Here is a 15228-nt window from a genome sequence, read left to right as displayed (position 1 = left end):
CACCGTTCGGGGAAAAATCTGCTAACAATGGTCGAGCCGCGCGACACCGGCGCTGAGTAATAATGCCGCGCTTGAGAAACCAGGAGAGAACATGAGCAGCATCCCCAATGCCGAGGGCGAAAAGATCCTGATCGTCGACGACGACGCGCGTCTGCGTCGTTTGCTCGAGCGCTTTTTCGAGGAGCAGGGCTACCGCGTGCGCGCGGTGGAAAACGTCGAACAGATGGACCGCCTGCTGGCCCGCGAGCTGTTCAACCTCGTGGTCCTGGACCTGATGCTGCCCGGCGAGGACGGCCTGTCCGCCTGCCGCCGCCTGCGCGCATCGAACAACCAGGTGCCGATCATCATGCTCACCGCCAAGGGCGACGAGTCCAGCCGTATCCAGGGCCTGGAACTGGGCGCCGACGACTACCTGGCCAAGCCGTTCAACCCGCGCGAGTTGCTGGCGCGGATCAAGGCCGTGCTGCGCCGCCAGGCACCCCAGGTGCCCGGCGCTCCCGCCGCTGCCGACGAGAGCGTGAGCTTCGGCGAGTACGAGCTGTCCCTGGCCACCCGCGAGCTGAAGAGGGGCGAGGACGTGCACATGCTCACCACCGGCGAGTTCGCCGTGCTCAAGGCCCTGGTCCAGCACGCCCGCGAGCCGCTGACCCGCGACAAGCTGATGAACCTGGCCCGTGGCCGCGAATGGGACGCCCTGGAGCGCTCCATCGACGTGCAGATCTCCCGCCTGCGCCGGTTGATCGAGCCCGACCCGTCCAAGCCCCGCTATATCCAGACCGTCTGGGGCGTCGGCTACGTGTTCGTGCCCGACGGCAACAAGTGACCCACCCCGCCGCGCCCGTATTCCCGGGCGCGGCACTGCTGTGCAAGGCGCCTGAGCCTCCTGCCCGGAAAACCCGATGAAAGCGCCGTACTGGTTCCCGCAGAGTTTCTTCTCCCGCACCCTCTGGCTGGTGCTCATCGTCGTGCTGTTTTCCAAGGCCCTGACCCTGGTCTACCTGATGATGAACGAGGACGTCCTCGTGGACCGCCAGTACAGCCACGGCGCGGCCCTGACCCTGCGCGCCTACTGGGCGGCCAGCGAGTCCGAGCGGGACGACCTGGCCAAGGCCGCCGGCCTCAAGCGGGTGACCCGCGACGCCGTGCCGCCCAGCGAGCAGCACTGGCCCTACAGCGAAATCTTCGAGCGGCAGATGCAGACCGAGCTCGGCCCCGAAACCGAGGTGCGCCTGCGCGCCAAGAGCCCGCCGGCGCTCTGGGTCCAGGCCCCGGCGCTGGGCCCGGACTGGGTGCGCATCCCGCTGTATCCACACCCCTTGCGCGGGCAGCGCATCTGGAGCGTGCTCGGCTGGTTCCTCGGCATCGGCCTGCTGTCCACCGCCGCCGCCTGGATCTTCGTGCGCCAGCTCAACGCCCCGCTCAAGCGCCTGGTGTTCGCCGCCCGCCAGCTCGGCCAGGGTCGCAGCGTGCGCCTGCCGGTGAGCGACACCCCCAGCGAGATGACCGAGGTCTACCGCGCCTTCAACCAGATGGCCGAGGACGTCGAGCAGGCCGCCCGCGAGCGCGAGCTGATGCTGGCCGGCGTCTCCCACGACCTGCGCACGCCGCTGACGCGCCTGCGCCTGTCCCTGGAGCTGATGAGCAGCGACAGCGAGCTGACCGAGGACATGGTCCGCGACATCGAGGACATGGACGCCATCCTCGACCAGTTCCTCGCCTTCATTCGCGACGGCCGCGACGAGCGCCAGGAAGAACTCGACCTGGGCGAGCTGGTGCGCGAGGTGGTGGCGCCCTACAACCAGCACGAGGAGCGCGTGCGCCTGTGCCTGGAACCGCTGCCGCCGTTCCCGCTGCGGCGCGTGTCGATCAAGCGCCTGTTGGTGAACCTGATCGAGAACGCGCTGCGATATGGCGGCAACGGCGTCGAAGTGGCGGCGTTCGTGGCGGGCGATCACACCGCGCCCTATATCGTCCTCAGTGTCCTCGACCGCGGCCAGGGCATCGACCCGGCGGAGCTGGGCGACATCTTCAACCCCTTCATCCGCGGCGATCGCGCCCGTGGCGGCAAGGGCACCGGCCTGGGCCTGGCCATCGTCAAGCGCATCGCCTCGCTGCACGGCGGCAGCGTCGAGTTGCGCAACCGCTCCGGCGGCGGCCTTGAAGCCCGCGTGTGCCTGCCCATCGGCCTGCTGCTGCCCCGCGACGCCGCCTGATCACCGCGCCCCGGCCGCCTGTGCCGGGGCCTCCGCGCCGCCGGCCGCGCCTTCCGTCAGGCGGCGGTCGGCGCTTGCGTTTGTATAGTGTCACTTTGCCTTGACCCACGTACTCTAGGCGCCCTGGACTATCCTCTAGCGCGCGTAGACATGAGGTCACAATGCCCGCCGCTCAAGCCCGCTTGCCCAACTGGACCTGGTGGTCGTCACTCCCGTTGCTGCACATCGCCACCTGGCTCTCCCTGGGCACTCAGGTTTCCGGCGGCGTGGCGCTCTGGTACCTGCCATTTTCCCTGGGCCTGGTGGGTTGCCTGTGGTGGGGCCCCCGGGTATTGCTCGCAGTCTTTCTCAATGCCGCGCTGAGCGCGCCGCTGTGGGGGCTGGACTGGCGCCTCGCGCCCTTCTACGCCCTGCCCGAAACCCTCAGCATCGCCGTCGGCTGGCTGCTCCTGCGGTCGTCGCGCTTCGATGTCGCCCTGGCGGATTTCTCCAGCCTGCTGCGCTTCATGCTGCTCGGCGTGCTGGTGCCGGTGACCCTGGTGTCCACCGGGGTGCAGGGCAGTCTTCTGCTCACCGGGGTGATCAAGCCCGAAGCCTGGGGCACCGCCAGCCTGCTGATGTGGCTGGGCGACAGCCTCACCACCCTGGTCATCGCCCTGCCGCTGCTCACCTACCTGACGCCCTGGTTGCGCCGTCGGCGCTGCGCCCTGGGCACTTACTCGGGGCTGCCCGAATCGATGCTCAGGCTGCCGCCCTGGCCGGTGCTGCTGGTGTTGTGTATCGCACTGCCGCTGGCCATCGCGGTGATGCCGCTGCTGCTGACCCTGCCGCTGATCGGCCTGGTGATGCTCAGCCTGGCGCTGGTCTGGGGCTTCCCCGGCGCCCTGTGCGGCGCCGGCCTGACCACCGCCACCGTGCTCGCCCTGCCGATCCTCCGCGAGCTGGGCGAGGCGCCGCAGTGGCTGGAGCCGCAGCGCATCGAACTGCACCTCAGCGTGCTGCTGCTGATGGTCTCCACCCTGCTGGTGGGCCGCTCCCTCAGCGACCTGCGCCTGGAGCTGCGCCGCCGCAACGAGATGCAGCAAGCCCTGGCGCTGAACAGCCTGGCCCTGGAAGCCAGCCCGCTGGGGGTGATCATCGTCGACGCGCGCCAGCCCGACTTCCCCCTGACCTACTGCAACCCCGCCTTCCAGCGCATCACCGGCTACAGCCGCAAGGAAGTGATGGGGCGCAACTGCCGCTTCCTGGTCGGCCATGACCGCAACCAGCCCGACCTGCCGCGCCTGCTGGCCGCCATCCGGCGCGGCGAGCCCTGTCAGGTGGTGCTGCGCAACTACCGCAAGGACGGCAGCCTGTTCTGGAACGAAGTGACCCTGGCGCCGATGCACGACGACCATGGCATCAGCCACTTCGTCGCCCTGCAGCACGACGTCAGCCGCCGCGAGATGCTCGCCGAGGAGTTGGGCGTGCGCCGCGAGGAACTGCTGCGCCAGACCCACCTGCTGAGCCAGACCGAAGCCATCGCCGACATCGGCGGCTGGGTGCTGGAGCTGCCCGGCGAGCAGATGTTCTGGAGCGAAGGCACCTTCCGCATCTACGACCTGGACCCCGTGGGCGGCGCGCCCAACCTGGAACAGGCGATGAACTACTTCGACGAGGACAGCCGCGCCCGCGCCCAGGCCACCCTCGACCATGTGCTGCGCACCGCCGACCCCTTCGACATCGAACTGCGCATCGTCACCGCCAAGAGCATCTACCGCTGGGTGCGCCTCAAGGGCCTGGCCGAGCACGACGGCGAGCAGGTGATCCGCATCTACGGCGCGGTCCAGGACCTCACCGAGCTGAAGCGCGCCGAGCGCCGCCAGCGTGAGCGCGACGAGCGCCTGCACCTGTTCTTCGAGGCGCCGCTGATCGGCATGGCCCTGTGCTCGCCCGAGCACTGCTGGGAAGAGGTCAACTTCAAGCTGTGCAGCATCCTCGGCCGCTCCCGCGAAATGCTCCAGGGCGCCGATTGGCTGAGCATCACCCACCCCGACGACCGTGGCGCCGAGCTGGCCCTGCTGCACCAGGTGCGCAGCGGCCAGCGCGACGGCTACGAGCTGGACAAGCGCTTCCTGCGGCCCGACGAGAGCGTCATCTACACCCGCATCAACGTCCGCGCCGTGCGGGACGCCGACGGCCGTCTCCATGCGCTGCTGGCCCTGGTGGAAGACGTCAGCGCCCGCCGCGAGGCCGAGGCGCGCTACCGCATCCTGGTGGAGCACGCCCCCGAGGCGATCCTGGTGTTCGACGTCGAGCGCGGCATCACCGAAGCCAACGAAAACGCCGCCCGCCTCTACGGCCTGCCCCGCGAGGAGCTGATGGGGCGCATGCCCACCAGCTTCAGCCCGCTGCTGCAGGCCGATGGCCGCCCCTCGCGGGATGTCGGGCACGCCTACGCCCAGGCCGCGCTGGCCGGCGAGGCGCCGGTGTTCGAGTGGCTGATGCGCGATGTCGCCGGCCGCGTGCGCCCCTGCGAAGTGCGCCTGGTGCGCTTGCCGGGTGGCGGCGCGCCGTTGATCCGCCTGAGCATCACCGACATTTCCGAGCGCCAGCGCTACCAGCGCGAGATCGAACGCCTGGCCTACAGCGACGAACTCACCGGGTTGCCCAACCGCCGCCTGCTCCTCGACCGCCTGCAGCACGCCATGGCCCGAGAAGTGCGCGAAGGCCGCTACGGCTCGCTGCTGTTCATCGACCTGGACCACTTCAAGACCGTCAACGACAGCCTTGGCCATCCGGTGGGCGATGCCCTGCTGCGTGAAGTCACCGCGCGCCTGGCCAGCTGCCTGCGGGCCGAAGACACCCTGGCGCGCCTGGGCGGCGACGAATTCGTGGTGCTGCTCGAAGCCCTGGCCGACAGCCCCGAACAGACCGCCGAATACGCCGCCGAAGTGGGCACCAAGCTGCTCCACAGCCTGCACGGCAGCTACCGCATCGGCGAGCACGAGCTGTCGGTCAGCGCCAGCATCGGCATCGCCCTGCACCCCTTCGAGCGCCAGGGTGCGGCCGACGTCCTCAAGCAGGCCGACACCGCCATGTACCGGGCCAAGCAGGGCGGCCGCAACGCGCTGCACTTCTTCGCCCCGGCCATGCAGGCCGCCATCGACCAGCGCCTGCAGCTGCAAAGCGAGCTGCGCCAGGCCGTCGCCCGGGGCCAGCTGTTCCTCGAATTCCAGCCGCAGCTGTCCCTCGCCGACGAGCGCGTGGTGGGCGCCGAGGCCCTGCTGCGCTGGCGCAACCCCACCCGGGGCGTGGTGCCGCCGAGCCAGTTCATCGCCCTGGCCGAAGAGACCGGGCTGATCCTCGAACTCAGCGACTGGGTGCTCGACCGCGCCTGCGCCAGCCTGGCCCAGTGGCTGCCGCAGTGGCCCGAGCTGGTGATGGCGATCAACGTCAGCCCTCGCGACCTGCGCCAGGGTGATTTCGTCGCCCGGGTCAGCGACTGCCTGCAGCGCCACGGCGTGCCGGCCCAGCGCCTGGAGCTGGAAATCACCGAAGGCAGCCTGCTGGAAGACGTCGAGCAGTGCATCGCCGCCATGCAGGCGCTCAAGCGCCTGGGCGTGCGCTTCGCCATCGACGACTTCGGCACCGGCTATTCCTCGCTCACCTACCTCAAGCGCCTGCCCCTGGACCGCCTGAAGATCGACCGCAGCTTCGTCGAAGGCCTGGAACTGGCGGGCAGCGACGCCGCGCTGGTGGACACCATCCTCGCCATCGGCCACAACCTCGGCCTGGAATGCGTGGCCGAAGGCATCGAAGCCCGGGGCCAGTACCACAGCCTGCGCGCCCTGGGCTGCGCCCTCGGCCAGGGCTACCACTTCAGCCCGCCGCTCGATGAGGCGGCCTTCCTCGACTGGCTGCGGCAGCGCGCCCCTTGAGCCTGTTCCCGCATGCAGGGATGCCCGGACATGCGGGGCCGGCGCTGCAAAGCGTCGGCGCTGGTCTTAACTTCAACTGGGGTCGCCACCTGAGCATCAGCCTGGTGGCGGCCAATACCCTCAAGGATGTGGTGCCCGATCAGGACAGCGGACAGGTCCTGGCGCAGATCGTCATCCGTTAATCGTTTTTCTCAGGAGACCCACGTAATGACCACGCTGCTGCTGTACAAGGAAATCAAGGCGCTGAACCGCGAGGAGCACCGCTCGCTGAAACTCGCCAGCCTCCAGAACAGCGAATTCGCTTCCAGCACCCACCTGGTGCCTCTGGCGGGCCTGGAGTTCTTCCAGGCGTCGCGCCACTACCCGATCGTGTTCATCGGCGAGGGTGCCCAGGCCGTCCCCATCGCGCTGCTGGGCCTGAAGGCCGGCCACAACGGCTACGTCGACGCCAACAACCTGTGGCAGGAGAACTGCTACATCCCGGCCTTCGTGCGCCGTTATCCCTTCGTCCTGGCCCAGGACAGTGCGGAGAACTTCACCGTCTGCTTCGACGCCGCCTACTCGGGCTGGAACGAGGAAGAAGGCCGCGAGCTGTTCGACGAAGAAGGCCAGAACAGCCCCTTCCTCGAAGAGATGATCCAGTTCCTGCAGAACTTCACCACCGAGATGGAGCGCACCCGCCGCTTCGTCGACAAGCTCAACGAGCTGGAACTGCTCTCCACCCGCAGCCTCAAGCTCAGCCACAGCAATGGCGAGAGCTTCGTGCTGAGCGACTTCCTGGCGGTGGACGAGGAGCGCTTCCTGGCCCTCTCCGACGACAAGGTGCTGGACCTGCACAAATCCGGCTTCCTCGGCTGGATCTACGCCCACCTGATCTCCCTGGGCAACGCCAACCAGCTGTTCGCCCACTACCTGGCGAAGAAAGCGGCCGGCGAAACCACCACCCATTGATGGGTGCGGCTCCGCTCCCGGCCGGGGGCGGAGCCTGTTTCAGCACAACGACTTCCTTGATGCATCCGTAGGTCGGGTGAAACCCGGCGGCTTTTGTGTGGGCGCTGGATGGACTCGGCGTATGGCGGGATGTGCTGGGTGCGACCCCGTTGGTGGACGTGAAGAGCGACGTCCACAGTTGCCATGTGATTGGGGATTCGCGGGTTTCACCCGCCCTACGGGAGCGCACCGGGTAGGTCGGGTGCAACCCGGCGGGACGGGCTCAGCCCTTGCCCTTGGTACGGGTCATATTGGGGCCGGCGTGTTTTTCCAGGTGCTCGATGATGATCCCGGCAACGTCCTTGCCGGTGGTCACTTCGATGCCTTCCAGGCCGGGGGAGGAGTTCACCTCCATCACCAGCGGGCCGTGGTTGGAGCGCAGGATGTCGACGCCGGCCACCGACAGGCCCATGACCTTGGCGGCGCGGATGGCGGTCATGCGCTCTTCCGGGGTGATCTTGATCAGGCTGGCGCTGCCGCCACGGTGCAGGTTGGAGCGGAATTCGCCCGGCTTGGCCTGGCGCTTCATCGAGGCGATGACCTTGTCGCCCACCACGAAGCAGCGGATGTCGGCGCCGCCGGCCTCGCGGATGTATTCCTGCACCATGATGTTCTGCTTCAGGCCCATGAAGGCCTCGATCACCGATTCCGCCGCCTTTTCCGTCTCGCACAGCACCACGCCTATGCCCTGGGTGCCTTCCAGCACCTTGATCACCAGCGGGGCGCCGTTGACCATGCGGATCAGGTCGGGGATGTCGTCGGGGGAGTGGGCGAAGCCGGTCACCGGCAGGCCGATGCCCTTGCGCGAGAGCAGTTGCAGGGAGCGCAGCTTGTCCCGCGAGCGGCTGATGGCCACCGATTCGTTGAGCGGGAACACGCCCATCATCTCGAACTGGCGCAGCACGGCGCAGCCGTAGAAGGTCACCGAGGCGCCGATGCGCGGGATCACCGCATCGAAGCCTTCCAGGGGCTGGCCGCGGTAGTGGATCTGCGGCTTGTGGCTGGCGATGTTCATGTACGCACGCAGGGTGTCGATCACCTGGATCTCATGCCCGCGCTGCTGGCCGGCTTCCACCAGGCGACGGGTCGAATACAGACGCGGGTTGCGCGACAGAACGGCAATTCTCATTGGGCACCTGGAAGGGAGTCGAAGGCCGGTAGGGTCGGCTTGTCCTGTACGTAGCTAAGGGCCGGGTTGACCACCAGTTGGCCGTCCACCAGGGCTTTGGAACCGATCAGCACGCGATAGCGCATGGTCTTGCGGCAGGCCAGGGTGAACTCGATCGGCCAGGCGCGATCGCCCAGGGCGACCGTGGTGCTGATCACGTAGCGGCTCTGGGCCTGGCCGTTGGAGCTTTTGATGGTCTTCACCGACACCACCTGCGCCTCGCAGCGGTGACGCCGCTGCACCAGCGTGCCGAGGTGCGCGGTGAAGCGCACCCAGCGCTCGCCGTCGCGCTCGAAGGGCACGATGTCGCTGGCATGCAGGGTGGAGGTGCTGGCTCCGGTGTCGATCTTGGCGCGCAGGCCGACCATGCCGAGTTCCGGCAGGGCTATCCATTCACGCAGGCCGATCACGGAGAGTTGGTCGAAAGTCTTCAATGCAGGCTTTCCGCTAAAGTTGTCGGCATTCTAGTTGCCCCTTGTGACAACTGCATCCGGCCCGGCGTGCGCCCGGGACGCAAATTTTCAGGTTGCGAGCCAGTGCAGCCTGCCAGCATGGAAACCGTGGCATGAGCGACAAAGACGACGACAAGGTACGCCTCGACAAATGGCTGTGGGCGGCACGCTTCTACAAGACCCGCGCCCTGGCCAAGGAAGCCATCGACGGTGGCAAGGTCCACCACCGGGGCGACCGCTGCAAGCCGTGCAAGGAGCCGCGCATCGGTGACGAGTACGTGATCCGCACCGGCTTCGACGAGCGCACGGTGGTGGTCCGCGCGCTGTCCGTGGTGCGCCGTGGCGCGCCCGAGGCGCAGACCCTCTATGAGGAGACCGCCGACAGCGTGCGCCGCCGCGAAGAGGCGGCCGCCATGCGCAAGGCCGGCGCCCTGGGCGTGCAGACCGAAGGCCGGCCGACCAAGAAGCAGCGCCGGCAGATCCACTACCTGCGCGGCGGCTCCGGTGACTTCGTCGACGATTGAGCCGCCGTGGGGCCGGTAGACAACCGGCGCTTGGTCGCCTCGGGGGTTTGCACCTAAAATCGCCAGCCTTTCGGCCGAGCAGGCCCCCAGACGCAGCGAGTCCGTCATGTCCGATAACACCCAGCGCTTCCTTTTCGACGATACCGACGTGCGCGGCGAAATGGCCTCCCTCGGCGAGAGCTACGCCCACGTGCTGGCCAAGCACCCCTACCCGGAGCCGGTGGCGCAGCTGCTCGGCGAAATGCTCGCCGCCGCCTCGCTGCTGGTGGGCACGCTGAAATTCGACGGCCTGCTGGTGCTCCAGGCGCGCTCTTCCGGCGCCGTGCCGCTGCTGATGGTGGAATGTTCCAGCGACCGCGAACTGCGCGGCATCGCCCGCTACCACGCCGAACAGGTGGTGGCTGGTGCCGGCCTGCACGAGCTGATGCCCGAAGGCGTGCTGACCCTCACCGTGGACCCCAAGCAGGGCCAGCGCTACCAGGGCATCGTCAGCCTGGAAGGCGCCAACCTGGCGGAAAGCCTCTCGGCCTACTTCGCCAACTCCGAGCAGCTGCCGACCCGCTTCTGGCTCAACGCCGATGGCCGCAACGCCCGGGGCATGCTGCTCCAGGCCCTGCCGGCCGACCGCCTCAAGGACCCGGAAGCCCGTGCCGCCAGCTGGCAGCACCTCACCGCCCTGGCCGACACCCTCACCGCTGAGGAACTGCTGAGCCTGGACAACGAAACCGTGCTGCACCGCCTCTACCACGAGGAGCAGGTGCGCCTGTTCGACCCCCTCGCCATCAGCTTCCGCTGCAGCTGCTCGCGCCAGCGCTCGGCCAACGCCCTGGTCAGCCTCGGTCACGCCGACGCCGACGCCCTGCTGGAAGAGAACGGCGGCACGGTGGTGATCGACTGCCAGTTCTGCAACCAGCGCTACAGCTTCGACGCCGCCGACGTGGCCCAGCTGTTCGCCGGCGGCGGCAGCGCGGCTCCATCAAGCACAAAACACTGATCGGAAGCCGGAAGCCGGAAGCCGGAAGCTAGAAGTTGGAGGCTGCGCTGCTCTTTCTTCAAGCTTCCAGCTTCAGGCTTCCAGCTGCTTTTCATAAGTCCCCTACCAATTTGTAGTGTGTCGTAGCGCCCCCCGGGCCTGTGGATATCTCCGCCAGCGCCCGTCTGGCCTCGTCTTGACGCTTGCCGTTCCGCTCGTGACCAGTGAGTTGGAAATGGTCATTTCCAGCTATCCGTTCGTCGGTCGAGCGCGTGCCTGAGTCGCGCTGCCGGGTGCCCGGTCTGACTGAAACGCCCGTATCGTCTGCCTTACGTCCAGTCATCTCGCCTAAGCCATAGTTCCTCTGGCATAATCCGGCGCACTTTTTTCGCTGTAGCGGGTCGCATAGCCCACTACATATTTGATTGGAGGACTCGGCCTCTCGCCGACGGGGAACCACATGACGCAAGCCAATACCGCCGTGTACACCGATATCAGCGCCGCGCAACTGGTCGAAGAGGCCATTCGCCGTGGCGAGGGTGAGCTGGCCGCCAACGGTTCGCTGGTAGTTAGGACCGGTCACCGCACCGGCCGTTCTCCGGCTGACCGCTTCATCGTCCAGGAGCCGAGCACCGACTCCAAGATCGCCTGGGGCGCCATCAACCGTCCGTTCCCGGCCGACAAGTTCGATGCCCTGTGGACCCGCGTCGAAGCCTATGTGACCGAGCGCGAGCGTTTCGTTTCCCACGTTCACGTCGGTTCCGATCCCGAGCATTACCTGGCGGTCAAGATGACCACCGAGACTGCCTGGCACAACCTGTTCGGCCGTTGCCTGTTCATCAACCCGGAACAGTACAACCCGCAGGCCCGCCAGGAATGGCAGATCATCAATGCCCCGAACTTCGTCTGCGAGCCGGAGCGTGATGGCACCAATTCCGATGGCTGCGTGATCCTCAACTTCGCCGCCAAGAAAGTGCTGATCGCCGGCATGCGCTACGCCGGTGAAATGAAGAAAGCCATGTTCTCCGTGCAGAACTTCCTGCTGCCGGAAAAAGACGTGCTGCCGATGCACTGCGCCGCCAACGTCGGCGAAGACGGCGACACCACCCTGTTCTTCGGCCTGTCCGGCACCGGCAAGACCACCCTGTCCGCCGACGAAAGCCGTTACCTGATCGGTGACGACGAGCACGGCTGGGGCGTGGGCACCGTGTTCAACATCGAAGGCGGCTGCTACGCCAAGTGCATCGACCTGTCCGCGAAGAACGAGCCGGTAATCTGGAAAGCCATCCAGTTCGGTGCTGTTCTGGAAAACGTCGTGCTCAACCCGGAAACCCGCCTGCCCGACTACAGCGACGACAGCCTGACCCAGAACTCCCGCGCGGCCTACCCGCTGGAGCTGGTTGAGAAGCGCGTCGAGGCCAATCGTGCCGGCGAGCCGAACGCGGTGATCTTCCTGACCTGCGACCTGACCGGCGTACTGCCGCCCGTGTCGATCCTCAACAACGAGCAGGCGGCCTACCACTTCCTCTCCGGCTACACCGCCCTGGTGGGTTCCACCGAGATGGGGTCCGGCGGCGGCATCAAGTCGACCTTCTCCACCTGCTTCGGCGCACCGTTCTTCCCGCGCCCGGCTGGCGAGTACGCCGAGCTGCTGATCAAGCGCATCAAGGGCTTCGGCTCCAAGGTGTACCTGGTCAATACCGGCTGGACCGGTGGTGGCTACGGTGTGGGCAAGCGCTTCAACATCCCGACCACCCGTGGCGTGATCGCGGCCATCCAGAGCGGCGCTCTGATCGGTGCCGAAACCGAGCACCTGCCGCTGATCAACCTGGACGTGCCGAAGGCCGTTCCGGGCGTCGAGACCAACCTGCTCAACCCGCGCAACACCTGGGCTGACAAGGCTGCCTACGACGAAGCCGCCAAGGGCCTGGCCGAGAAGTTCATCGAGAACTTCAAGAAATTCGACGTCTCCGACGCCATCCGCAACGCCGGCCCGCAGCTGTAAGCGAGCCCGTTGTAGAAGAAGCCGCCTCCGGGCGGCTTTTTCATTGGTCGCCACGGGAATTACCGGGTGCTCGGAGTCGAGAGTGGGGTAGGGTGGATGGCGCTTTTCCCATCCACCGGCGGCGCCTGAACCGGGCGGCGATGCCAGGAGCGGGCGATGATGGTTTCGCTGCGCTCTACGCCATCCTACGGGCATACAGGCCAACGCCCTGCACTGTCGCGGCGCTGCTGCGTTGCGCTTCTGGCCATGATCGACGGCCCCTTTCGATGGAGTGAAGCCATGCCTCGCAACACCCTCGCCGCCACCTTCGGCTACGACGCCTTCCGCCCCGGCCAGGAAGCGGCCATCCGCTCGGTGCTGGCCGGCCGCTCGACGGCGGCGATCTTCCCCACCGGTTCCGGCAAGTCGCTGTGTTACCAGCTATCGGCCCTGCACCTGCCGCACCTGACCCTGGTGGTCTCGCCGCTGCTGGCACTGATGCAGGACCAGCTGGCCTTCCTCCATCGCCACGGCATCGCCGCCGCCAGCATCGACTCCGCGCAGAGCCGCGAGGACGCCGCCGCCGTCATGGCGCGGGCGCGTTCGGGCGAGCTGAAGATCCTGATGATTTCGGTGGAGCGCCTGAAGAACGAGCGCTTCCGCGGCTTCATCCAGCAGGTGCCGATTTCCCTGCTGGTGGTGGACGAGGCCCACTGTATTTCCGAGTGGGGCCACAACTTCCGCCCCGACTACCTGAAGCTGCCGGACTACCAGCGCCAGTTCGGCATTCCCCAGGTGCTGTTGCTGACCGCCACGGCGACCCCTGCGGTGATCGCCGACATGCAGAAGAAATTCGCCATCGCCGACGTGGACGTGGTCACCACCGGCTTCTACCGCAGCAACCTCGACCTCGCCGTCGAGGCGGTGCCCGGGCCGGCCCGCATGGCGCGCCTGGTGGACTGGCTGGCGCCGCGCAAGGGCCAGCCGGGCATCGTCTACGTCACCTTGCAGAAGACCGCCGAGCAGGTGGCCGAGGCGCTGGTGCGCAGCGGCCTGTCCGCCGCCGCCTACCACGCCGGCATGGGCCATGAGGCGCGCGAGGCGCTGCAGCGGCGCTTCATGGCCGGGCAGGTGGACATGATCGTCGCCACCATCGCCTTCGGCATGGGCATCGACAAGAGCGACGTGCGCAACCTGGTGCACTACGACCTGCCCAAGTCGGTGGAAAACTACAGCCAGGAGATCGGCCGCGCCGGGCGCGACGGCCAGCGCTCCGAGTGCCTGGTGCTGGCCAACCGTGATGGGCTCAACGTGCTGGAGAACTTCGTCTTCGGCGACACGCCGGAGCGCGATGGCATCCTCCGCGTGCTGCAGGAACTCAAGGGCGCGGCCGGGGAGGGGGGGCGCTGGGAGCTGACCCTCAACGCACTGTCGGACCAGAGCAACATCCGCCAGCTGCCGCTCAAGACCCTGCTGGTGCAATTGGAACTGCGCGGCATCATCGCCCCGCTGTTCGCCTACTTCGCCGAATACCGCTTCAAGTACCTGGTGGAGCCCGAGGCGCTGGTGGCCAAGTTCGAGGGCGAGCGGCGCCAGTTCGTCGAGGCGCTGGTCGCCACCTCGCAACGGGCGCGCACCTGGAGCACGGTGGATTTCGACCGGCTCTACAACGAGCACCAGGCCGAACGCGCGCGGGTGGTCAAGGCCCTGGACTTCTTCCAGGAGCGCGGCTGGATCGAGCTGGAAAGCAAGCAGATGACCGAGGTCTACGCCTCGCTGCGCAGCGACTGGGACACCGACTCGCTGGCGGACGAACTGCACGGTTACTTCAAGCGCCAGGAAGCCAGCGAGATCGGCCGCATCAACGCCATGCTGGCGCTGTTCGCCAGCGACAGCTGCCTCAGCCAGCGCCTGGCCGCCTACTTCGGTGACCACCAGGCACCCGCCCGGTGCGGCCACTGTTCGGTGTGCCGGGGCCAGGTGGCGCGCTTGCCCGAGCCGGCGGCGCTTCCCGCGCTGGAGGGGAAGGATTTTGCCGCGCTTTGCAGCGGTTTCCGCCAGCGCCAGCACGAATACGACGGCTGCGATGCGGGGGCGGAGAGCCTCACCCGCTTCCTCTGCGGTATCGCCACGCCGATCTTCACCCGCTTGAAGGCCCGCAACCTGCCGGGCTTCGCGGCGCTGGAGGACTATCCCTACGCGCAGGTGCGCGACTGGGTCAGCCGTCAGCTCGATCTGTAGCCTGGGCTTCAGCCCAGGGATCCACCACGGCCCGTACCCGGCACGGGCCATGGCCTGCCTACCGCCTCGTCAGGCCACCAGGGCCCGGTCGGTGAAGCTGGGCTGCTGCACGGCCTGGTAGGTGGAGATGGCCTGGTTGGCCAGTCGCGGCGTCACCAGGCCCAGGTCGGGCTGGGTGAAGGCCTGCGGGTTGCCGTCCAGCTGCAGACGCTGACGGGCGATGAAGTCCCCGGACAGCGGGTTGTCGGGGTTCAGGTCATCGGTCTGCTGGGCTTCGACGTAGTCGGCGATCCGCTGCTGCTGGAGCTGTTGCTGCTGCAGCCGGGCGGTCTCGGCGGCGTTCTCGCGGATCTGCTGGGCCTGTTCCTCCCGCAGCGCCTGTGCCCGTTCCCGGGCCAGCTGCTGGTTCTCCTCGAACTGCTGCTGGGCTTCTTCCCGGGCGATACGCGCCCGCTCGTTCCGGGTGTCGATGGCGTTCTGGGTGGTGACGCCGGGCTGGGCGGTGATCGCCAGCGGGTCATTGGTCCGCGGCAGCGGGGTGTTGGTGAACAGGGTCGGTCCTGTCGGTGTGATTGCGATAGCCATTGGGTTCTCCCTGGTTTTTCGGCCTGGGAGCTTCAGTCTACGGCGAGGCAAACCCTTCTTTTAGGCCGATCCCGCATAAGGCTGGTGACTCGATCGTCTAGCACTTTTCTCCCCTGCGCCTGTCCCGCCGCTTCGCTCTGGAGCGTCCCGTCGCGCCTGCATCGCCCGGCTCATGGGG

12 protein-coding genes are annotated in these 15228 nt (G+C 67.4%); 9 read left to right on the top strand and 3 right to left on the bottom strand.

Annotation, left to right across the window (positions count from 1 at the left end; translation table 11 throughout):
• The first annotated feature begins 52 nt into the window (after nt 1-52).
• From ompR to ACXI0U_RS22220, 5 genes are all read left to right on the top strand, one after another.
• Nucleotides 53-823, top strand: coding sequence for an osmolarity response regulator transcription factor OmpR (gene ompR, locus ACXI0U_RS22240; RefSeq protein WP_371877119.1), 771 nt, complete (start codon nt 53-55; stop codon nt 821-823).
• A gap of 76 nt (nt 824-899) precedes the next feature.
• On the top strand, nt 900-2213 hold the full coding sequence (locus tag ACXI0U_RS22235) for an ATP-binding protein (RefSeq protein WP_021218605.1): 1314 nt from the start codon (nt 900-902) through the stop codon (nt 2211-2213).
• A gap of 161 nt (nt 2214-2374) precedes the next feature.
• Nucleotides 2375-6133 carry a bifunctional diguanylate cyclase/phosphodiesterase gene (locus tag ACXI0U_RS22230; RefSeq protein ID WP_479550813.1) on the top strand — a complete coding sequence of 1253 codons (3759 nt, stop codon included), beginning with the start codon at nt 2375-2377 and terminating at the stop codon, nt 6131-6133.
• Between the two features lie 20 nt (nt 6134-6153).
• Nucleotides 6154-6315: a hypothetical protein gene (locus ACXI0U_RS22225; protein ID WP_021218607.1), complete on the top strand. Its 162-nt coding sequence runs from the start codon at nt 6154-6156 to the stop codon at nt 6313-6315.
• 25 nt (nt 6316-6340) lie between these two features.
• Entirely contained in the window at nt 6341-7084 is a 744-nt protein-coding gene (locus ACXI0U_RS22220; RefSeq protein ID WP_021218608.1) for a SapC family protein, read from the top strand.
• Nucleotides 7085-7346: 262 nt separating this feature from the next.
• Here the strand turns inward: ACXI0U_RS22220 and rimK are convergent, their stop codons facing one another.
• Nucleotides 7347-8252 carry a 30S ribosomal protein S6--L-glutamate ligase gene (gene rimK / locus ACXI0U_RS22215; RefSeq protein ID WP_021218609.1) on the bottom strand — a complete coding sequence of 302 codons (906 nt, stop codon included), beginning with the start codon at nt 8250-8252 and terminating at the stop codon, nt 7347-7349.
• Nucleotides 8249-8725 carry a retropepsin-like aspartic endopeptidase RimB gene (rimB, locus tag ACXI0U_RS22210; RefSeq protein ID WP_021218610.1) on the bottom strand — a complete coding sequence of 159 codons (477 nt, stop codon included), beginning with the start codon at nt 8723-8725 and terminating at the stop codon, nt 8249-8251. Before rimB ends, rimK begins: the two co-directional genes overlap by 4 nt.
• A 131-nt stretch (nt 8726-8856) precedes the next feature.
• On the opposite strand from rimB, the gene ACXI0U_RS22205 reads away from it, so the two are divergent.
• The 4 genes from ACXI0U_RS22205 to ACXI0U_RS22190 all read left to right on the top strand — a co-directional run bounded on the left by ACXI0U_RS22205 (nt 8857) and on the right by ACXI0U_RS22190 (nt 14465).
• The gene (locus ACXI0U_RS22205) at nt 8857-9267 is read left to right on the top strand and encodes an RNA-binding S4 domain-containing protein (protein ID WP_479550812.1); all 411 of its coding nucleotides are present in this window, start codon (nt 8857-8859) and stop codon (nt 9265-9267) included.
• A 106-nt stretch (nt 9268-9373) separates the two neighbouring features.
• Entirely contained in the window at nt 9374-10261 is an 888-nt protein-coding gene (gene hslO, locus ACXI0U_RS22200; RefSeq protein ID WP_021218612.1) for an Hsp33 family molecular chaperone HslO, read from the top strand.
• Between the two features lie 439 nt (nt 10262-10700).
• A complete protein-coding gene (locus ACXI0U_RS22195) occupies nt 10701-12245 on the top strand; it encodes a phosphoenolpyruvate carboxykinase (RefSeq protein WP_271659335.1) in 1545 nt (514 codons plus the stop codon).
• Between the two features lie 279 nt (nt 12246-12524).
• The gene (locus tag ACXI0U_RS22190; protein WP_479550811.1) at nt 12525-14465 is read left to right on the top strand and encodes a RecQ family ATP-dependent DNA helicase; all 1941 of its coding nucleotides are present in this window, start codon (nt 12525-12527) and stop codon (nt 14463-14465) included.
• 69 nt (nt 14466-14534) lie between these two features.
• Here the strand turns inward: ACXI0U_RS22190 and ACXI0U_RS22185 are convergent, their stop codons facing one another.
• Nucleotides 14535-15050, bottom strand: a complete 516-nt coding sequence (locus ACXI0U_RS22185; RefSeq protein ID WP_479550810.1) for an ATP synthase subunit B family protein — start codon at nt 15048-15050, stop codon at nt 14535-14537.
• Between the last annotated feature and the right edge of the window lie 178 nt (nt 15051-15228).

The organism is Pseudomonas sp. C9D1, assembly GCF_056491235.1.
The sequence above is the reverse complement of the archived record's forward strand: the minus strand, read 5'-3'. Positions and strand labels throughout refer to the sequence as shown.